The sequence below is a fragment of the Mucilaginibacter mallensis genome, from assembly GCF_900105165.1.
GTDB classification, from domain to species: Bacteria; Bacteroidota; Bacteroidia; order Sphingobacteriales; family Sphingobacteriaceae; genus Mucilaginibacter; species Mucilaginibacter mallensis.
In genome coordinates this window covers 828,688-850,933 of the sequence record NZ_LT629740.1, presented here as the reverse complement: position 1 = coordinate 850,933, position 22,246 = coordinate 828,688, and the positions used below count along the sequence as shown (strand labels likewise).

Below are 22,246 nucleotides of genomic sequence, written 5' to 3'. Positions count from 1 at the left end.
TTTTAAATCGGTTATTGTTTTATTGTTATTATTGCAAGCCTATGCTTGCACCAATAGTAAATACTTTGGGCTGCGGATAATAACCGCCGTCCCATCCTGCCTGGAGCGGGTTCCACGAGCCTATCTCAGGATCCATGCCTTTATATTTTGTGATTATAAAGACGTTGGATACAGTAGCAAATACCCTAAGCGAATGCACGGATATTTTTGATAAAAGTTTGTCTGAAAACTTGTACCCTAAGGTGATATTTTTGCAACGCAGGAATGAAGCATCCTCAAACATCAAACTATTAGGACGGAAATTACCGTTGGTATTATCATTTCTCAAACCTATAATAGTTGTATTGGGGTTGGTAACATATACATTGTTAACATCGGTTGCAGAGCCGTTGGGATTTACCAAAGCCAATTTCGCATAGTTTAATACCGATGTAAAAAAAGTGCCATTATTTTGCGGATCTTCTTCCGGTATAGCCATTTGATTGAATACCTTGTTGCCATAGCTGCCGCTTAAAAAAATATTCAGATCAAAATTTTTGTAGTAAAATGTATTATTGATACCGTACTGGAATTTTGGAATTGGGGAGCCCAAAGCAGTTTCGTCCCTTGAGTCGATAATACCGTCGCCGTTCAAATCTTTAAACATGCGGTCGCCGTACCAGATACCGCCGCCTGCCGCAGAAACCGGATATGGGTTACCATTTGCGTCAGCAGGCCGGGCATGGGTTAGAAAATCACTTGGCTTTGAATAAATTCCATCAAATACATAGCCATAAAATTCACCAATGGGCTGGCCCACCACTGTTTTTTCAATTATGTCGTTAACCTGTGGAAGATAAGATTTCTCGCTCAAGTTAGCCTGGGCGCCGCCGGCACCTAAACTGGTCACTTTGTTAATGTTCCGCGATAGGGTAAGGCTGGTTTTCCAGGTAAAACTTTTGGAACTAATATTGGTCGTGTTGATCTGGAAGTCGATCCCTTTGTTGCTTAACGAGCCGACATTGGCATAAGGCGCTTGCATGGCCCCCGGACCCCAACCCGCTACAGTACCAGAGTATTCCGGAAGCGGCACCTGTAATAAGAGGCCGTGTACTTCGCGGTCATAAACATCAACTGTAAAACCTAACCGCTCATTAAAAAACGATCCGTCAATTCCTGCATTATAATAATCTGTTTTTTCCCACTGCACGTCCGGATTTGCCAAATTGTTTTGAGACTGTGCTGTACCTGATAAGCTACTTGCAACCGTGTTAAGTTGGGTTACAAAGGTATTGCCCGGTATGCCCTGGTTGTTGGTTAGCCCATAACTAAGCCTTAAATTCAATTCATTTATACTCTTCACACTTTTCAGAAAATCCTCATGATTAATTTTCCAGGCAAATCCACCAGAATAGGTAGTAACCCAACGATGGTTGGGTGGAAAATTTGAAGAACCATCGTTCCGTATATTGCCGGTTAGCGTGTATCTGTCATCCCAGGAAACATTGACACGGCCGAACCAGGATTCCTGTGCAGAGCCGCCGGTAGGGTTCGATTGTGAATTATCGCCGAAGTTTGTGGCCGTGGTATAATCACCGGCATTAATCGCCTGCACATTGTCTGAAGCAAAATTCCTTCGCGCGGCGCCAATATTTTCGAAAGTGCCGTCCTGCGCTTCGTGCCCTGCTGTAGCATCGATATGAAATTTTTTGAAATTATGATAGTAATTTAAAAAGTTGCGCACTACAACATAATTATATTGCCAGAAACCAGTGGAACCAAAGTTTTGGCTGACGTTATTTTTACCAAATTTATAAGTTGGTGAAAACTGATCTTCTGTCCTAAAATCGAAGTTACCGGATACCTCACTCCGCAGCGACAGTTCTTTAGCCAACTGTATTTCGGCATATAAATTGCCGAATACTTGATTCCTCCTATTTTGGTTTTTGATAATTTTTGCTAATGCCACCGGGTTGGGAAAAGCTGCTACCCAACCGTTGGGGTCAGTTTCACCACCATAGGAGCCGTCTTGATTGACTACCGCAACATCAGGGGTAACGCTTAGCGCGGTATTGATTACACTTTCACCGGTCGCAGCTACATTTTCATCAATATGGGCCAACTGAAGGCTCGTCCCTATTTTTAGCCATTTAGTTGTTTTATTGTCCAGATTCAACCGTACCGAGTATCTTGTAAAATCAGAGCCAAGGGCTATCCCTTCCTGGTTAAAATACGAGGCTGACAGTAAATATTGGGTTCTGTCGTCTCCACCGCTTACAGTCATCGTATGATTCATTTCCGGAGCTCTCCGGAATAATGCACTTTGCCAGTCGGTACCAGGGCCTAAATATTGAGGATTGGCAAATTGGGGCCTGAAATCAAAGCCCCAGGCAACAGCCCGGGCGTTAATGATAGTGGCAAACTGCTGCAAATTCACCGCAGGCATCCGCTTCGCTATTTCCTGGAAACCGGAATAGAAATCATAAGTTATCTTCGGCGGCCCGGCTTTACCCCTTTTTGTAGTGATCACAACCACGCCATTGGTTGCCTGCGAACCGTATATGGCAGTTGCCGAAGCATCTTTCAATACATCTATTGATTCAATTTCAGCAGGATTGATAGTATTTAATGGGTTTGAACCATTACCGGGATCGCCGACCGGTGGAATAATGATACCATCTATAACGTACAACGGCGAATTAGAGCCGGTTATTGACGATATACCACGTATTTGAATAGATACGCCACCACCTGGTTGCCCCGAGATCTGTTGAACCACTACACCTGCAACTTTACCCTGCAGGGCCTGGTCAAAAGTGGTTGGTTGTGTTTGGCGAAGATCCGTTCCTTTTATTGAACTTATAGAACCTGTAAGATCCGGTCTTGCTCTTTTACCATATCCAACAACAACCACTTCGTTTAAGTTGCTGGATGTTGAATTTAGCTTAACATCAATTACGTTTGTTTCTTTAACAGTTATTTCCTGAGATGTGTAGCCCAAATAACTAAAGACGAGTATATCGCCCTGCTTTGCTGTTATTACATAACTGCCATCAACAGCCGACTGGGCCCCGGTTGAAATTCCTTTTACATGAATACTAACCCCCATCATCGGATTAGCGTCGTCGGCACTTGTTATCTTTCCTGAGATACGAAGATTTTGCGCATAGCCTGATAGACAGAGCAACATGCCTGCTATGAATAGGGAAATACCGCGTTTCATTCTTCTTTGTAAATTTTTATCCATTTTTTAAAGGATTTTTAAGTTTTTTAATAATTAGGTTAATTGGTTTTGGTTAGTGTTAGGTTTTTAATCTTGCTTTTTCTTCATAATTTAATAGGGTGATCTTTACTGGGTTTAAAATTTATTGTTTAATATTATTTAATGTATCAATCAGGTATCTGCCAAAAAGCTAAGCGGTTCACTTATCTGCTCATATCAAAAGGCTTTATATTGAGGTTACCCTAAAGCAGGGAACTCCCAAGCAAAAACATTCCTGCAGGGTGAAAAAATAAAAAAACGATAAACGTGCAAACGGCGGTTTTTAGGCATAATTCTAAATAGTTGGTTTATAAATCTTGGCTTACATATAATAAGTTGGGACGTATTATATTGGAGTAAATATATCCTGTATGCTCAGGTCGCCGAGTGTGCTAATGTGGGTGATTGGTATAAAAAATGTCAATGTTCTTTAAAATCAAATAATTGATTATCAGATAATTAACATAATTAGCAGAGAAAAAAAAAACATCCTGACCCTTTGGAAAAGGCAGTTTTTTTCGGAACTATAAACTATTTGAATGAGTGGGACTGATGCGAGAAAATCAATCTATACTTTCCAGGTACTCGGAAGGTGTCATCGAAAATTCTTCTTTAAATACTTTAGAAAAATATTTCGCATCATTGAAACCTACCTCATAGGCAGTTTCGGCTATGGTGAATTGTTTTGTGAGTAGGAATTGTACTGCTCTTTTTAACCTTACCGACCTAATAAACTCAACCGGAGTTTTGCCAGAAAGATTAAATACTTTATTATATAATGCTGTGCGGCTCATATTCATCTGACTGCTTAGCAATTCAACTGAAAAGCTGGTATTTGGAATATTCTCTTCAATTACCGCCAATAACTTCTTCATAAATTTCGTATCGGGAGTTTCGATTTCCAAATCGCCCGGTTTCGCTTCAATTTGCCTTTGATATGTTTCTTTTACTACCTGTTGATTTTTAAGCAAATTATGAACCTTAAAGCGTAATATGTCAAAATTAAAAGGCTTGGAAAGGTAGTCATTCGCCCCAGTCTCCAAACCGGCCAGTTGCTTTTCATCGCCGGTAAAGGCGGTAATTAATATAAATGGTATATGTTCGGTGCGTTTATCGCCACGGATCTTTTTACAAAAATCAATACCATCAATTTCGGCCATGTTAATATCACTTATGATCAGATCGGGATGTAAAGCTAGTGCCTTTTGCCAGCCTTCTTTACCATTTACGGCTTCGACAATGGCATATAAATGCTTAAGATCATCTTTTAGACAGGCCCTGAAATCGGAATTATCCTCTACAATTAAAATGGTAATATTTTTATTGCGTTTTTCCTGACTTGGCTTGTCGTGCTTAGGAGCTTCCACTTCTTCGAGGGTATTTTCAATGCCGCTAAAATTATTTTGGGGAGATATCTTTAATGGCACCCGCACAATAAAACAACTCCCTTTCCCATGTTCACTTTCAACAGAAATAGCGCCACCCATCAGATCAACAAACTCTTTAGTAATTGACAAGCCAATACCACTTCCCTGGTTAATTAACGAAGCAGGCATGTCATTCTGAAAAAATCGCTCAAATATTTTATTGTGTTTTTCAGCCGGAATACCGACACCCGAATCTATTACCTTAATTTCAAGCAAGGTCATTTCCACGCTATTGGATTGCAACAACTTTGCTTCAACCGCTACACTGCCAAAGTCAGGGGTAAACTTAAATGCATTTGAAAGCAGGTTAAAGAGTATTCTTTCAATTTTATCCTGATCAAAAAAAGCAAATCCTGAATCAGTATCACAGTTAAATGAAAAACTGATATGTTTTTTATCCGCCAGATCGGTAAATAAATCGCATGCTTCCTTAATAATTTTAATGATATCAGCTTCACGCAGGTCAAGCTGAAGTTTTTTTACCGTCATTTTACTAAAATCCAATAGCTGGTTAATCATATTAAGTAGCCGCTTAGAATTTTCGTGGATCATTTGAAGCTTTCGCCGACTATAATTATCATCAGCCTGTTTTAACAACTTTTCAACTGGCGCCATAATCAGGGCAATAGGCGTTCTGAATTCGTGACTAACGTTGGTGAAAAAATCTATTTTCATTATATCCAGTTCGTGTTTATCCTGTGCTTCCTTTCGCTCACGCTCGATCTCAAACCGGGTTTCTATTTTTTTAATGCCTTGTTTGCGGATGTAATACAATATCGCTATGACGGAGAAAACATATATAAAATAGGCAATTGGCGATTTCCAGAACGGAGGCAATACCTTAATTTTTAATTTTATATAGCTGGGTTTCCATTTTCCCTCCTGGCCAATAGCCCGTACCTCAAAAGTATAATCGCCTCCGTCAAGGTTGGTATAGGTAGCTTTCCGTGTAGCATTGTTTGCAGTAATCCAGCTTTTATCAAAACCCTCCATCATATACTGATACGTTATTTTATTGGGGTTAAAGAAATTTAAGGCGGCAAATTCAATGGTAAACACATTTTCACTGTGGTTCAGCGTTATTTCCTTTGTGGCCGAAATTGCTTTAGATAACACCACATGGCCGTCAACTTCTTCATTGGCTGCTATACTTTTGTTGAATAGCTGAAAATCGGTGAAAACTAATTTAGGCTCATCGATATTCGGATGTATACTCAGTGGGTCGAAAATATTGAAGCCGTGCGAGCCGCCAAATACCAATTCCCCTTTATTGGTTTTTAAGGCTGCATTTATATTGAACTCTCTGCCCTGCAGGCCATCTGTTTCATCAAAGTTTTCAAATTGAAACTTATAGGTGCCATTGCCCGGTGTCAACGTTATCCGGCTCAGCCCGTTTGATGTACTTAGCCACATGGCCCCCCTGTTATCTTCCAATACATTCAAAACCTGGTTTTCGGGCAACCCGTCCTTTTTCGTCAGCGAGATAAAACGATTGGTTTGGGGGTTCAATATGCTTAGTCCCTCCCTTGTCGCTATCCACATCAGGCCGCGGCTGTCCTGCATGATACTGTGGATGTCATCACTGATCAAGCCGTTAGGGTCGTTTTTCTTTTTATTATAATGTATAACGCAACGCCCATTTTTTAATATTTTATCTATCCCAATGTATCCTCCTACCCAGAGATTACCTTTGGTGTCCTCAAAGAGTGCGGATATAAAAGGCGACCTGATATCCGTTTGCTTAAAGGGAGGCGAAAATATTTTTCTTTCTCTGTCAAATATTTGCAATCCCGCCGCAAAAGTGCCTATCCATAATCGGTTCGATGAATCTTCCAGAATATTCCATACCCGATCATCAGCAATGCTCGTGGGCACCTTGTCATTATGTTTGTAGTGAATAAATTTTCTTCCGTCAAAATGATCAAGCCCTCCAAAATACGTACCTATCCATAGTTGCTGATCATGGTCGATACATAGGCTTACAATAATATCATTGCTGAGACTATTGGGGTTTTCCGGATCGTGCTTATACTGTGTAAACTTACCTGTTTTGCGATCAAAATAAATTAAACCGCCTCCGTTGGTCCCAATCCATAAGTTACCGTTTTTATCTTCAACAAATTTATTAACATCTTCAAACCCAACACTCGCGGGATCTGAAGCAAAGTGCCTGTATAACGAGAACCTGATTATATTCTTATGATAATAACTTACCCCCTCTTTAAGCGTACGGGCCCACATAATGCCTGTGTTGTCTTTGTAAAGCGTTACAGTGTTTTGTCCCAATGATTTTGGGTCATCTTCCCTATTTAATAAATAAGTAATTTTCCCGCTTTTTTTATCCAATAAGTTTATGCCGCCATGATCAGTAGAGATCCACATGAGGCCATCGTCGGCCTGAATAATACTAGTGATGATGTTCGATGTAAGCGGTGTTTCTGACGATTCTTTTGTGATGTACCTAAACCGTCCCGTTCGGCGGCTGTAATAATAAACGCCGGAATCCATGTTGGGGGTAAACACCCAGAGATCGCCGTCACTGTCAATAGTTATCGAGTAATCCCTACCCTTATTATTAGCAGCTTTTTTAAAAATATCGGTATGGTATGTAATTGCATTGCGTTTTATATCAAATAGCTCTACTACGCCGTCGTCATAAGCAAGCCATATATTGCCGGTTGTATCCTGCTCAATGTCTGTAACAAAACTTGAATATAAAGATGGATTGGAATTATGGTTATGATAATAACGCGTGGCAGTTTTTTTCAGCTCATTATACCTGCAAAGGCCAGAACCAGGACATAAAAACCAAAAGTCGCCTTTGCCGTTGTGAAGTATCTTGGAAGCGAACGGATACCCGGGAAGTTTGAAAGAATCGATCGCTGACGATACATCATTATTAAACTGCTCTGTTTCCGGGTCATAAAAGGAATATCCACTCGGGGTTGTTATCCATAATTTTTTGTCGGGCCCTTCAAAAATATTATTTATAAAATCATCATTAATGGAGTTTTTGTTATTGACGTCGTGCTTGAATACTTTAAAAGTATAACCGTCATAACGGTTAAGTCCCGAAGGCGTGCCGAACCACATAAAGCCCTCAGAGTCCTTAAAAATACAGGTAACCTGGTTGTGCGACAGCCCGTTACTTATATTGAGCCGTGAAAACTGGTACTGGCTGTTTTGCGCAAAAGCATTTATATCTGCTAAAAAAGATATAACTGCAAGAAGAAAATAAAATTTTGCACGCATCAAGGTATCGTTGAGAGTCCCAAAGTTAATAGTGTAACTTGTATGGCAGTATGATAAAGTAATATATTTGTTACAGAAACTGGCAATTTAGCACAATAAAACACATAAGCTTTAATTTTATTTTTTGCATAAAATTTAAGTAAAATTATTAAATGGGTAATCAAAATAAAAATATATAATATATGTCGTATTTCGATACCTTGACGAATTGATTGAGAAAAAGGTAGAACCGCAGCAACAAGAACGTATCGACCATTCGTCGGATGACCTTTAAGCGGCGGCCCCAATTTCTCAATTTGATCCAGGTAGGAAATTTATTCAACAAAAGAACAATTTTATTATATTATCAAAAATAAATAAAAGCTACTCTTAATAATGAAAAGTGCTATTGGCTAATTCGCTTTTGAATTGCCCTAAAAAAACCATCTTCCTTGTTCATCAATTCTTTGAAGGCAACTATGGCCCCATTTACATCTGGGCATTTTGACATACTGGCTTATCAATACTGTGCATATAACATTAAAAACAATCAAAATCAGTTAGTTATATTGCTTTAGCTGCAGCTTCGGTTAACATTTCACACTCTATTTTTTGACTTTTTTCCCCCATCGCCCATTTTTCTCTTTTATAATTTTACCGCCAGATTAATAAACCCAATACTACGCAAAAATTTTACTAAAGAGATTTGCTGTCAATCCAACCGTTATGGTTGGCTGATTTTAAAGCGCCCTTGTTTTTATTAACTACCTTTTTTTGCCCAGCGAAAAATGAAATTTAACCAATTAAACAAATAATTTTTTTATGAAAAAAACTCTAAATTATTTATTAGGCATCCTGACATTAGCAAGATGCAGTAAGCAAGAAATTGCTGATTTAAGCGTAAAACCAGTTATTGCAAACACTAATAAGTTGTTCGACGCATCCAGTTGCATATTATTTACAATATAAATCTCCGATAGATGACCTCAACTTGGAAAATTTTAACTTTTTTAATAGTATTTAGTTTTTGTACATCTGTAAAGGCGCAAAACACGAATGTTGCGCTAACCCCCCCCATGGGATGGAACAGTTACAATTGTTACGGTATGGCGGTTCATGAGGATGAGGTAAAAGCAAATGCTGATTACATGGCGAAAAACCTGAAGGCGCATGGCTGGCAATATATAGTGGTGGATTTTTTATGGTCCTTAGATAGCCGAAGTAGCAACCCGGATCAAAAAAGACTTGCAAATGGCTCATATAGCCCCTGGCTGGCGATGGACCAATGGGGGCGTTTAACCCCTGATACAACTAAGTTTCCGTCGGCATTTGGAGGTAAGGGGTTTAAGCCATTGGCTGCCTATGTCCATTCGCTGGGGTTGAAATTTGGTATTCATGTAATGCGTGGCATCCCACGCCAGGCAGTATGGGCAAAATCACCCGTAATGGGCACTAATGGCATAACTGCTGATATGATAGCCGATACTAATTCAAAATGCGCCTGGATGAACCACATGTTTGGCCTGAATATGGCTAAACCCGGTGCGCAGGAATACCTGAATTCAATATTGAAGTTATATGCCGCTTGGGACGTTGATTTTATTAAGGTTGATGACTTATCGGCTCCTTATAGCATTGCGGAGATTGAGGGCTACCGGAAGGCAATTGATAATTGCGGCAGGGCCATCGTGTTTAGTACATCACCGGGGGCTACGCCTGTTGATAAAGCTGATAACGTAAAACAAAATGCCAATATGTGGCGGGTGGCCAATGACTTTTGGGACGAGTGGAACGCCGTATTGCAAATGTTTAATTATGGCAAACAATGGGAAGGCCTTGGCGGGCCCGGCCATTGGCCCGATTGTGATATGATACAGATAGGCAAGTTGTCAAAAAGGGGCCCTGTAGGTAACGAGCGTTATAGCCGTTTTACAAAAGACGAGGAGTATTCGCATATGACATTTTGGACCATCTTCCGCTCCCCGCTAATTTTGGGCGGCAACCTGCCCGAAAACAGGGAACAGGAATTGAAACTGTTTACAAACGATGAGGTGATAGCCGTTAACCAACATGGGACCGAACCGCGCCAGTTATACAAAACTAATGATGCAATGGTTTGGTATTCGCACGTGCCCAATAGTAAAGATATTTATGTCGCTTTATTCAACCTGGCGGGGCAGCCGCAAGATGTGGATGTAAACTTTGCCCAACTTGGCCTGGAAGGAAAGATAGCCGTTCGGGACCTTTGGGAAAAAGAAGATGTAGGTACCTTTAAAAAAGGATATAAAAAAACAATCAATACACACGGGGCCGCTTTGTTAAAACTATCGTTGCTTAATTAAAGTTACCTTAACGGCAATATGCGCTCAAATAAAAAGCTATAAATGAGTGTTTTAAGCAGGAGATACGCTGATGCCATTCAAATATTGTCAACTAAATTTTAAAAAAAATCTGCAATGTTTGAGCGCATTCCGAATAAGGGAAATGACGCGTTGGCCTTGTAGAATAAGTGTAAAAAACACAATAAATAAAATTAACTTTCACAATGAAAAAATTATTACACCTTTTAAGTTTGTGCATGTTCCTGTTCACTGCAACAAGCTTGAAAGCGCAAAACCCAATTATCCAAACCAAGTTTACAGCCGATCCGGCACCCATGGTGTACCACGACACCGTGTTTTTGTATACAAGCCACGACGTGACTACATCTTACGATTTCAATATGCAAGATTGGCACTTATTTTCAACCATAGATATGGTGAATTGGACCGACAGGGGCGCGCCGTTATCGTTAAAAACATTCTCATGGGCAAATGCAGATGCCTGGGCCGGGCAGTGTATTTTTCGTAATGGTAAATTTTACTGGTATGTGCCAATGAACCGGGCCGACGGCAAAGGTATGGCTATTGGGGTAGCCGTTGGCCCAACAGCCGAAGGGCCATTTATTGATGCCATTGGCCATCCCTTAGCTTATACTGGCCTTGGCGATATTGATCCTACGGTATTTATTGATACCGATGGCCAGGCTTATCTGTATTGGGGAAACCCACATTTGTTTTATGTGAAATTAAATCAGGATATGATCTCTTATTCAGGAGAGATACAAACAGTCCCGCTTACAGAGCAAGGGTTTGGGAAACGTACCGGAAATCCCAACCGTTTTACCCAATACGAGGAAGGGCCCTGGTTTTATAAACGAAACAATTTATACTATATGGTATATGCTGCCGGTGGTGTGCCGGAGCACATCGCTTATTCTACCAGTGCGGGGCCAACTGGTCCTTGGGTGAACCGGGATACACTTATGCGCTTTATTCAAAAAAACGGCGCATTTACAAACCACTGTGGGATGATAGATTACCATGGTATATCATACTTTTTTTATCATGACCAAGCTTTACCAGGCGGAGGGGGCTTTACAAGGTCTGTTTGTGTTGATCAATATACTTATCAACCTGACGGTACAATTCCTATGATCACCCCGACTACCCAAGGCGTGATCAAAGCAGTAAGAAACCTGGATCCTTTTGTTCGTCAGGAGGCAGAAACAATAGCCTGGGAATCGGGTGTTAGTACCGCAACAGGTAATAATGGAATATACGTAACAGATATAGATAGTGGTGATTATATTAAAGTACGGAACGTCGATTTTAAAAGAGACCCAAAATCATTTTATGCGAATGTGGCAGCAAATACTGATGGAGGTATAATAGAGATACACATTGACAGGCCCGACGGTTTCTTAGTGGGCACTTTATCCGTAAAAAACACAGGCGGTTTGGATATATGGGGGACCCAATCTGTTGCGGTTAACAAAGAAAGGGGTATTCACGATGTGTACTTTGTGTTTAAAGGTAGCCAGGGACATTTGTTTAATTTCAACTGGTGGAAATTCAATTAGAAATAAGGGCTTAAGAATTTACTTAATGTAGTCGTTCGCGTAAGATTTGTACCCGAGGGAAATTTTAATTGAAATGACCCGTTGGCCTTATAAAATAAGTGTTAAAAATACAATAAATAAAATTAACTTTCATGATGAAAAAATTATTACCCATTTCAAGTTTGTGCCTGTTCCTGTTCACTGCAACAAGCTTGAAAGCGCAAAACCCTAAGCTTACGCTTGATTTAACTAAACCCGGCGCAAACGTAAGTCCGCAACTGTACGGGTTGATGACCGAAGAGATCAACCATTCGTATGATGGTGGTTTGTATGCCGAACTGATCAAAAACCGGATATTTAAGGACAACCCAAATACGTCGGAAGCATGGAGTCTGATCAGGGAGGGAGGTGCGAAGGCCACGATTCAATTAGTTGCCGCAAACCCCGGCAATGTACCTACTGATCAGCAGCGCCAGGCAATTAATGGCGCGTTAACTACTTGTTTAAGACTTGTGGTTGATACCGGCGGTGGTAGGGCCGGTATTGCAAATGAAGGTTATTGGGGCATACCTGTTTTGCCTAATACAACTTATAACGCTTCTTTTTATATTAAGGGTACGGACAACAAGCCATTCCCCACCCAACCCTGGGATCCCAAGCCTACAGTTGCTGTTCCGATAATTGCGGATAACACGGCCGGGCCCATAACCGTAAGCATAGAAAGCAATGACGGTAAAACGGTATATGCCTCGGGCACTATTAATTTGGTAAAAAGCACCTTTTGGAAAAAATATGAACTTAAATTAACAACAGGCGCTGATGTTAAACCAACATCTGCCGCCCGTTTTGTTATTTCAACAAAACGCACAGGGGTTTATTATTTTAACCTCGTCTCCTTATTTCCCCCAACTTATCATAACCGTCCGAATGGGAACCGGATAGATATAATGAAGTTATTGGCCGATATGAAACCCCGTTTTTTACGTTTTCCTGGTGGTAATTTCCTTGAAGGCCCCAAGCTAACTGATGCCTTTCCATGGAAGACCACTTTAGGCCCGCTTGAGGGGAGACCCGGACATACCGGCTCGTGGGGTTACCGCCCTAGCGACGGGATGGGGTTACTTGAATTTTTAGAATGGTGCGAAGACCTTAAAATGGAACCGCTGCTTGCCGTTTATGCCGGCTATTCACTCGATGGTGACCATGTAGACGCAGGCCCGCTTTTAAAGCCATATGTAGATGATGCGTTAAATGAAATTGAATATGTTATGGGCGACATACATACGTACTGGGGCGCTAAGCGCGCAGCAGACGGGCACCCGGCACCTTTTAAACTCAGCTATGTGGAGATTGGTAACGAAGACGGGTTTGATGAGTCTGGTAGTTACGATGGACGTTTTGCCCAGTTTTATGATGGTATTAAAGCCAAATACCCTAACCTTCACTGTATTTCAACCATCGGCGGTAAGGATTGGCTTGGAGGAAGAGGTAAATTAACTATTCGCAAGCCCGAAGTTGTAGATGAACATTACTACCGCGATGCCTGGGGGATGGAAGCGGATGCGGCACATTATGATAACTACGACCGCAATGGATATAAAGTGTTTGTAGGTGAATGGGCAACAACAGAAGGCAAACCGACCACCAATTTGAATGCTGCCCTTGGTGATGCTGCCTGGATGACCGGTATGGAACGTAACTCAGACCTCGTTATCCGCTCATGCTACGCGCCTTTATTTGCAAATGTAAATAAGGCTACCTCAACCGCGCCGAAAGCATGGCAATGGGAATCAAACCTGATAGGTTATGATGCATTGACAAGTTTTGGGTCACCATCGTATTATGTGCAGAAGATGTTTAATAGCTATATTGGTAATAAGGTGGTTCCTGTGGCGGGTGTAAATATACCAACCCAAACGCGGCCTGCTAATAAAACAGACAGCGCGGCGAACAAAATGCCCGACCCTATACCAGCCATGTTTTATGTAGCTACCCAGGACACCAACACGGGAAAACTGTTTCTAAAAGTAGTAAATGCAACAGGAAAGCCGCAGCAGGTAGATATCGATTTAAATGGGGCTGGACAGTTATCTCCAGAGGGCACCCTCGTGGTAATAAAAGGCGATAAACCCGAAGATACGAACACGATCAGCGATCCCAAAAAAATAGTTCCGGTTATCAGTAAGGTAAGCGGGATCAGTAAAAAATTTACAAGAACATTCGATGCCTACTCGGTAAGCATGCTTCAAATAAATACGTTAACTAAGTAATTAAAACCAAGTAAGAATACCAGGACAAAAAAACAAATGTGAAGATGAGAAATGCGATTTACAGGTTATGGATGGCGGCCTTAATTATCACGCTTATAGCGCCGTGTTTATACGCGCAAAAAGCCACTAATCCTATTATTTATGCAGATGTACCAGACATATCAATAGTACGCGTAGGCAATAGCTATTACATGAGCAGCACAACGATGCACATGAGTCCCGGTGTACCGATCATGAAGTCGAACGACCTGGTGACCTGGAAGATGGTGGATTATGCATATGATACTTTAGGAAACGTTGATGCATTAAATCTCACAAATGGCAAAAACGCATATGGGCAGGGGTCGTGGGCAAGTTCTATTCGTTTCCATAATGGCACCTATTATGTAAGCACATTTTCTGCAAATACCAATAAAACGCACATTTACAGTACTAAAAATATCGAAAAAGGTCCGTGGAAAGCCAGGTCATTTGCCCCCGACCTGGGTGATCACTCCTTGTTTTTTGATGATGACGGAAAAGTGTATATGATTAGCGGGAGCGGAGATTTAAGGTTAGTTGAATTAAATAAGGACCTTTCCGGTATAAAGCCTGGCGGAACGGACAAAACTATCATTAAAAAGGCAAACGTGCCTTCGGGCGGCATTGGTCTCGGTCCCGAGGGCTCTCAGCTGTTTAAGATAAACAGCAAATATTATCTTTTCAATATTACATGGCCACCGGGCCACGTACGCACTGTTATAATCCACCGGGCAGATAAGATCACCGGTCCGTACGAAGGACGAATTGGCCTCCAGGATTTAGGTGTGGCGCAAGGCGGATTGGTGGAAGCGCCAAATGGGGCCTGGTATTCTTATTTGTTCCGCGATTATGGCGCAGTGGGCCGTATACCCTATTTGGTTCCTGTAAAGTGGGAGGATGGATGGCCCGTTTTGGGCACTAAGGGCAAAGTGCCCGATACTCTCGATTTGCCGGCCGGTAAAGGTTTGATCCCGGGCATTGTTGTATCAGACGAGTTTACCCGTAAAAAAGGCGAACGGGCATTACCGCTGGTTTGGCAATGGAACCACAATCCGGATAATAGCTTGTGGTCTGTTACACAGCGGAAAGGGTATTTACGACTCACCACCGGCAGGATTGACACCGATTTCGTGATGGCGCGAAATTCTTTGACACAACGCACCATCGGCCCGGTATGCTCCGGGACAATTTCGCTCGACGTTTCTAATATGAAAGATGGTGATTTCGCGGGTTTGGGCCTTTTGCAAAAAAATTACGGGTTGGCCGGTGTCAAAATAACCGGGGATAGCAAAGCTGTCATAATGATCAATGCAAGCACCGGGAAACCTGTAGAAGCACAAACAATCCCCCTGGACCAAAAGGTAGTATACTTTAAGGCGGAATGCAATTTTACGAACAGAAAAGACGTGGCAGATTTTTTTTATAGCCTGGACGGGAAAACGTGGATACCATTGGGCACACAATTAAAAATGGCCTATACCTTCCCGCATTTCATGGGCTATCGTTTTGCTTTGTTTAATTATGCTACAAAAAATATAGGGGGATCGGCTGACTTTGACTTTTTTCATATAACAGATTCCATTTCCCCGGAACAGCAAAGCAGGGTAAATTAACAAACGCAACAAATGAAAAATTGAAAAAATATATCTAACTGTTGTTGCAGAATTGGGTAAATAGGACTTTTTTTGCTGCCATGTTGCCGTCAATATACCGGATCAGTGGTTAATTCATTGACGGTATTGCTCCTATATTAGGCACTTTGCAATCACGGATTGCTTTAATCTGCTCAAGCGTTAGGTTTCGTTTCCTCGTTCCCGGGGCATCAACGATTTTGTAATTATCAAAAGGGCAATAGGGTATCCTGATCTCGCCGATTTGCGGTTTGTTATAATATTTCATTGCCGCTTTAAACAATATTCGCAAATCCCTGAAATGATTGTGTACGGAAGCGTCACCCATTCCCTTTACTGTCCGAGTAATCAGTTTGCCTTGATTTAGACGTTCCAGTTTTCTTTCAGCCCGTAAGTGTTTCTCATAGGCGCCGAGCATCCACTCGTTGATTTCTAAAGGCGATACAGTATTATCTTTAAAATAATCACGCAGGCTGAGCAAAACAGTATTCAACGTCCCTGCTGACCCTTTTCGCCCTTGTTTCTTTAGACCCTCTATGTGGTCATGACAGAACTTGAAAAAGTCCATAGATTCGTTCCTGTCCCTTAAATGGTTCTTTAAGGTTTCCGCGTTAAAGAGTTCTAATTTAGGTCCCAGGTTACTGATCGTTACCCGGTAATCATCCAGGGTCTTGTTCAAAATTTGCTTTAAGATCGCATCCTTCAAAGTGCATTTGGAGGTTAGCTGTTTGTCTACAACAAAGTGGGGCGTATCGATATATCTCTTTTCCCCTTTGTGTGACACCCTGATTTTTACATTGTAAGTTCCATCTGCTTTTTTGTGGTGTTTGTGAATTTTAATACCTACAGTAGCCATGACATAATCTGTTTGGCGAAAAAAGTCCAAATAGTTTTGTGCCCTATTTGTGCCCTTTTTTCGTGAAGTTCAACAAAAAATTATGTAAAACTATCGGAACGGGACGTCCCTGACAGTCGGCGTTAGCCTTTGAAAAGTGCCCAAATATACAAAAAAAGGCCTTTTTCAAGCGAAAAAGACCTTTTTTGTTTGTGGTATCAGCTGGAATCGAACCAGCGACACAAGGATTTTCAGTCCTTTGCTCTACCGACTGAGCTATGATACCTCCTTTTGAGGAGTGCAAATGTAGCTTGTTTTTTTATTTATTGAAACTTTTTTTGAAAAAAGGTTTTAATTAAGTGATTGCGAGGTGAATAATTTAATTTTATCTTCAACCACCAATTAGCTATTTGCCAAATCAACCAATTAACTATATTTGATAATTACTATGCACGCATAATGATTGCACAAACCATATTCATCCTCATTTTAACGGCCGCCATCTACCTGTTCAGCAAAAACGTTGGCAAAATACGGCGCAATATCCTGTTAGGTAAAGATACCGACCGCTCCGATCAACCCGCCAAACGCTGGAAGGTGATGGCAAAAGTAGCCCTCGGTCAAAGCAAAATGGTTAAACGCCCCGTAGCTGCCGTTATGCACTTTTTTATCTATGTGGGCTTTGTTATCATCAACCTCGAGGTAATGGAGATCATGATAGATGGTATCTTCGGTTCGCACCGCATATTTTCACGCCCCCTGGGTAGCTTGTACGGTTTACTCATCGGTAGCTTTGAAATACTGGCGGTATTGGTACTGGTGGCTTGCGTGGTGTTCCTTATCCGCAGAAATATCATCCACTTAAAACGCTTCAGCGGCGTTGAAATGACCGAATGGCCAAAATCCGATGCCAATTATATCCTTTGTATCGAGATCCTGCTCATGTCGGCATTCCTCACTATGAACGCTGCTGATTATAAGCTCCAGGCCCTCCATTTCGGCGAATATATTAAAGCGGGCAGTTTCCCGGTAAGCAGTTTAATAGCGCCATTGCTGTCAAACAATGCGCACACGCTGGTAATTACCGAGCGTATATGCTGGTGGTTCCACATTACGGGCATCCTGGCATTTTTAAATTACCTGCCTTATTCAAAGCATTTCCATATCCTGCTGGCTTTCCCCAATACCTATTTTTCAAACCTGAACCCGAAGGGACAGTTCACTAATATGGCATCAGTTACCAATGAGGTAAAGGCTATGCTTGACCCCTCCTTTGTTCCCGAACCGGCTCCCGAGGGCAGTCGCTTTGGCGCCAAGGATGTAACCGACCTCACCTGGAAAAACCTGATGGAAGCCTATACCTGCACCGAGTGCGGGCGTTGTACATCGGTTTGCCCGGCAAATATTACAGGCAAACTGCTATCGCCCCGCAAGATTATGATGGATACGCGCGATCGTATAACCGAAGTAGGCAAAAACATCGATCTGCATGGTAAGGATTACCACGACGATAAATCATTATTAGATAACTACATTACCCGCGAAGAACTTTGGGCCTGCACCAGCTGCAACGCCTGCACAGAAGCCTGCCCGGTAAACATAAACCCGCTGGAGATCATCATCGAGATGCGCCGCTATGCCGTAATGGAAGAAGCCCAGGCCCCGGCCAGCCTTAACAATATGTTCGGTAATATGGAAAATAACGGCGCCCCATGGAAGTATTCACCATCGGATAGGGCTAACTGGATAGAGGGAAAATAATGTGCAAATATGCAGATGTGCGTATGTGCAGATGCAAAGAAATTATACAATGGAAAATACAACTCCTGAAATAAACGGATCTTCTCAAATCGAAACTAAATCCGAAATCGAAAATCCGACATCCGAAATAACAATATTAACCATGGCCGATATGGCTGCACAAGGCAAAGAACCCGAAATACTTTTTTGGGTGGGATGCGCAGGCAGCTTTGATGAGCGTGCACAAAAAATAACACGGGATATCTGCAAGATACTCAACCATGTTGGTATCAGCTTCGCGGTATTAGGTACAGAGGAAAGCTGTACCGGCGACCCTGCCAAACGTGCCGGTAACGAGTTTTTGTTCCAGATGCAGGCCATGACCAATATACAGGTACTTAACGGTTACAACATAAAAAAGATAGTAACCGGTTGCCCGCATTGTTTCAACACCATAAAAAACGAATACCCTGGCTTAGGCGGCACTTATGAAGTGATCCACCACACCCAGCTTATACAGCAACTGATTGATGACGGCAAGCTAAAAGCCGAAGGCGGCGAAAGCTTCAAAGGCAAAAAGATCACCTATCACGATCCTTGTTATTTAGGCAGAGGCAATAATGTTTACGAAGCCCCGCGCCGTGCATTGGAAATACTGGATACCGAACTGGTGGAGATGAAGCGCTGCAAATCAAACGGATTGTGCTGCGGTGCAGGTGGCGCGCAAATGTTTAAGGAAGCGGAACCCGGTAAAAAAGAGATCAACGATGAGCGCATTGACGAGGCCATCACCACCAATGCCACCATAGTAGCCGCAGCCTGCCCCTTCTGCATGACCATGCTCACCGATGGCGTAAAACACCGCGATAAAGAAGATGAAATTAAAGTGCTTGATATTGCTGAGATAACTGTGAGGGCGAACGGATTGTAACTCTCTTAATCATCTCATACCCCTCTTGTCATTTCGAACGAGGTACGAGGAGAAATCTTCTGCGCCTGACTTTTACGCTTTGTATACTCGCTCGAAGAAGATTTCCCCCTCCGGTCGAAATGACAATGGCTTATAACTCCTTCGCCTTAAAATAATTCAGCGCGGTCATCAAACTATCCAACTGATCGGGATCAATATTCTTCACCGGCAGGTTCAATTGTGTAGCCATCGAGTCGATATCACCTTTCGGGTCGTCATAAGTTTGCACAATGATATCGTCGGCTTTGGTTTTTAATTGCAGCGTACCACCGGCAGTTGTGCCCAGGTAGTTCATATCGCTAAAGCGGTGCAATTGGAAAGAGTAATATTCCTGTTTGCCGTTCTGATAAGTTTTTTTCAGGCGGATAAAAGCATCATCCGTTAATATCAGGTCCCATTTTTTTAGTTTGGCTTCGCCGGAAGGGTCGTAGGAGGTGCTGAAGTATTTGTTGCTCCAGGTAAGCATTTGCTGCTCGTCCATGCCGGTTTTAAAGCTCAAATGCAGTAAACCCAGCAGCACGATGGTTATTAAAAGACTGCTTTTTTTCAATTTTTAAATAACTGATCTTAACATGACACCATGCCTCTTTACAAAGTTAATAAAATCATAAATTTGTGCATGATATTTTCAGAAAATTCGAGAGTGTGGATTTACCAGTCGGATAAACAATTAACCGACGCAGAAACTACAGCCTTACAACAACAACTGAACAGCTTTACAACCGGCTGGACGGCCCATAACAGCCAGCTAAAAGCCAAAGCCGAAATACGCTATAACCGTTTCATCATTTTAATAGTGGACGAAAGCCAGGCAGGTGCCAGCGGCTGTTCTATTGATAAATCAGTAAACTACATGAAACAAATTGAACAGCAGTTCGGCATTAATTTGTTTGACAGGTTTAACCTGGCCTACCGCAGCGGTAACGAAGTAGTATCCGTACCACGCCATACTTTTGAAGAACTGATCACAAACAAAACTATCGATACCAATACCATCGTATTCAACAACATGGTACAAACCGTTGCCGACCTGGAAACCAAATGGGAAGTACCATTCAAGGATAGCTGGCATATCCGGCTGTTTGGTTCATTGGTTACACAATAATGAATACGATAAAAGGCATAGGCCAAAAATGTTCTTATAAAGTCCCCCCCCCTCTTTCCGCACAGCGGAGAGAGGGTCGACGATCCGCTGGATAGCGGAGAAGTCGGGGTGAGTCAAACGGAGCGCTGCATAGCAACTCACCCGGTCTTCGTTCAGCCACTCGACCAACCCTCTCTACGGCAAGCCGCAAAGAGGATTAAAAAAGTTTTAAAAGACTTTTAAATAACCTATTAATGGATTACGCCCAAACCCTGCATTACCTATACACCCAGTTGCCTATGTTCACCCGCATAGGTTCATCGGCTTATAAAGAAGATCTAACCAACACTATTGAACTATGTGCCCGCTTAAATAACCCGCAGCATGAGTTTAAAAGCGTTCACATAGGCGGTACAAACGGCAAAGGTTCAACATCGCACATGCTGGCGGCTATACTGCAAACAGCAGGCTATAAAACCGGCTTGTACACCTCGCCGCACCTGCGCGATTTCCGCGAACGGGTACGCATCAACGGCGAAATGATCAGCGAACAGCAGGTGATTGATTTTGTTGCAGATCATCAATCAGATTTTGAAGAAATCCAACCCTCATTTTTTGAGATGACGGTGGGCCTGGCCTTTGATATTTTTGCTAAAGAAAAGGTAGATATCGCCGTGATCGAAGTTGGCTTAGGCGGCAGGCTCGATTCCACCAATATCATCACCCCGCTCCTGTCCGTTATAACCAACATCGGCTGGGACCATATGAATATCCTGGGTGATACCCTGCAACTCATCGCCGGGGAAAAAGCAGGCATCATTAAACACGGTATCCCCGTCATCATCGGTGAACATCAACCCGATATCGCCAATGTCTTCCTTCGCAAAGCAGCACAGGAAGAAGCAGATATTATTTTTGCATCGGACGATTATGAGTCTGAAGTCTTAAGTCCAAAGTCCGAAGTCGAAATAGCTGAGTACCTGGATATATCCATTAATAAAAAAGACTCCGGACTCAAAACTCTAGACTTAAGACTTGATCTCACAGGCAGCTATCAACTTAAAAACATAAAAACTGTACTATCAGCAGTGGAAGAGTTGTGTTCACAAGGTTTTGTGATCACGGATGAGCATGTACAAACCGCCTTACGCCAGGTAAAAACATTAACCGGCTTACATGGCCGCTGGGAGGTTTTAAGCCGTAACCCTTTAACCATTTGCGATACCGGTCACAATCCCGAAGGCATACAGGAAGTATTAAAGAATATCAGCTCGGTTAATTATGCCCACCTGCACTTTGTCATAGGTATGGTGAACGATAAGGATATCAGCAAAGTACTAAGCATGCTGCCAAAGGATGCTACCTACTACTTCTGTAAACCCGATATCCCCCGCGGACTGGACGCCGAAAGCCTAAAGCTTAAAGCAGAAAGCGCAGGGCTGTATGGCGATACTTATCCTTCGGTTAAAGTCGCTTTTGATGCAGCACAAAAAGCTGCACAGGCAAATGATTTGGTTTTTGTAGGCGGCAGTACGTTTGTGGTGGCAGAGGTGGTGTAAATCACCCGGTCAAAAAATTCCCTCCCCATGGGAGGGGTGCGTTGGATTGTGCAGTGGCAGGGAGGGGTTTCTACGCAATGAACAAACCCCACCCTCCCCCGCCCCGAGGCGGGAATCGCACGGGCTCATGCACTCAAACTTCATTGTTCCCTCAATCCACACTCCTTCGTCGCTTTTCTAAACCTGTTCGCCAGTATAATCCCCCTAATCTCCATTACAAAACCTACACCGATCACCACGCCCCGCAAAAAATCGGGTATATGCACCCAATCGTTAATTAAGGGTGGTGTAGTTGTCATTAACAATCCAACAGCAATCATTACACTAATACGCCGTGGCAATTTCTCAGATCTCATA

13 protein-coding genes and 1 tRNA gene are annotated in these 22,246 nt (G+C 42.4%); 8 read left to right on the top strand and 6 right to left on the bottom strand.

Annotated elements, in window-relative coordinates:
* Positions 1 to 28 precede the first annotated feature (28 nt).
* Positions 29 to 3,226: a SusC/RagA family TonB-linked outer membrane protein gene (locus tag BLU33_RS03465; RefSeq protein ID WP_091369313.1), complete on the bottom strand. Its 3,198-nt coding sequence runs from the start codon at positions 3,224 to 3,226 to the stop codon at positions 29 to 31.
* Between the two features lie 578 nt (positions 3,227 to 3,804).
* Positions 3,805 to 7,920, bottom strand: a complete 4,116-nt coding sequence (locus BLU33_RS03460) for a two-component regulator propeller domain-containing protein (RefSeq protein ID WP_091369310.1) — start codon at positions 7,918 to 7,920, stop codon at positions 3,805 to 3,807.
* A 1,055-nt stretch (positions 7,921 to 8,975) separates the two neighbouring features.
* Here BLU33_RS03460 and BLU33_RS03450 point away from each other — a divergent pair.
* From BLU33_RS03450 to BLU33_RS03435, 4 genes are all read left to right on the top strand, one after another.
* Positions 8,976 to 10,241: a glycoside hydrolase family 27 protein gene (locus BLU33_RS03450; protein ID WP_157682040.1), complete on the top strand. Its 1,266-nt coding sequence runs from the start codon at positions 8,976 to 8,978 to the stop codon at positions 10,239 to 10,241.
* Between the two features lie 203 nt (positions 10,242 to 10,444).
* Positions 10,445 to 11,800, top strand: a complete 1,356-nt coding sequence (locus tag BLU33_RS03445) for a glycoside hydrolase family 43 protein (RefSeq protein ID WP_091369300.1) — start codon at positions 10,445 to 10,447, stop codon at positions 11,798 to 11,800.
* A gap of 131 nt (positions 11,801 to 11,931) precedes the next feature.
* Positions 11,932 to 14,049 (top strand): alpha-L-arabinofuranosidase C-terminal domain-containing protein, encoded by a 2,118-nt coding sequence (locus BLU33_RS03440; RefSeq protein ID WP_232009387.1) that lies wholly within the window; start codon positions 11,932 to 11,934, stop codon positions 14,047 to 14,049.
* Positions 14,050 to 14,093: 44 nt separating this feature from the next.
* Positions 14,094 to 15,683 carry a glycoside hydrolase family 43 protein gene (locus BLU33_RS03435; protein ID WP_091369297.1) on the top strand — a complete coding sequence of 530 codons (1,590 nt, stop codon included), beginning with the start codon at positions 14,094 to 14,096 and terminating at the stop codon, positions 15,681 to 15,683.
* A gap of 109 nt (positions 15,684 to 15,792) precedes the next feature.
* On the opposite strand, the gene BLU33_RS03430 is transcribed toward BLU33_RS03435, so the two are convergent.
* Positions 15,793 to 16,557 (bottom strand): phage integrase SAM-like domain-containing protein, encoded by a 765-nt coding sequence (locus BLU33_RS03430; protein ID WP_232009386.1) that lies wholly within the window; start codon positions 16,555 to 16,557, stop codon positions 15,793 to 15,795.
* Positions 16,558 to 16,749: 192 nt separating this feature from the next.
* Positions 16,750 to 16,822, bottom strand: a tRNA-Phe gene (locus BLU33_RS03425).
* 173 nt (positions 16,823 to 16,995) lie between these two features.
* Between BLU33_RS03425 and BLU33_RS03420 the strand changes: the two genes are divergently transcribed.
* Both BLU33_RS03420 and BLU33_RS03415 read left to right on the top strand, forming a co-directional pair.
* Entirely contained in the window at positions 16,996 to 18,297 is a 1,302-nt protein-coding gene (locus BLU33_RS03420; protein WP_091369295.1) for a (Fe-S)-binding protein, read from the top strand.
* 142 nt (positions 18,298 to 18,439) lie between these two features.
* Positions 18,440 to 19,207 carry a (Fe-S)-binding protein gene (locus tag BLU33_RS03415; protein ID WP_232009445.1) on the top strand — a complete coding sequence of 256 codons (768 nt, stop codon included), beginning with the start codon at positions 18,440 to 18,442 and terminating at the stop codon, positions 19,205 to 19,207.
* 130 nt (positions 19,208 to 19,337) lie between these two features.
* Here BLU33_RS03415 and BLU33_RS03410 read toward each other — a convergent pair whose 3' ends face one another.
* Positions 19,338 to 19,796, bottom strand: coding sequence for a hypothetical protein (locus tag BLU33_RS03410; protein ID WP_091369291.1), 459 nt, complete (start codon positions 19,794 to 19,796; stop codon positions 19,338 to 19,340).
* A 69-nt stretch (positions 19,797 to 19,865) separates the two neighbouring features.
* On the opposite strand from BLU33_RS03410, the gene BLU33_RS03405 reads away from it, so the two are divergent.
* The gene (locus BLU33_RS03405) at positions 19,866 to 20,351 is read left to right on the top strand and encodes an ABC transporter ATPase (protein WP_091369289.1); all 486 of its coding nucleotides are present in this window, start codon (positions 19,866 to 19,868) and stop codon (positions 20,349 to 20,351) included.
* Positions 20,352 to 20,584: 233 nt separating this feature from the next.
* Positions 20,585 to 21,889 (top strand): bifunctional folylpolyglutamate synthase/dihydrofolate synthase, encoded by a 1,305-nt coding sequence (locus tag BLU33_RS03400; RefSeq protein ID WP_091369285.1) that lies wholly within the window; start codon positions 20,585 to 20,587, stop codon positions 21,887 to 21,889.
* A 140-nt stretch (positions 21,890 to 22,029) separates the two neighbouring features.
* Here BLU33_RS03400 and BLU33_RS03395 read toward each other — a convergent pair whose 3' ends face one another.
* Complete coding sequence (locus BLU33_RS03395) at positions 22,030 to 22,245, bottom strand: hypothetical protein (RefSeq protein ID WP_157682039.1); 216 nt, start codon at positions 22,243 to 22,245, stop codon at positions 22,030 to 22,032.
* Between the last annotated feature and the right edge of the window lies 1 nt (position 22,246).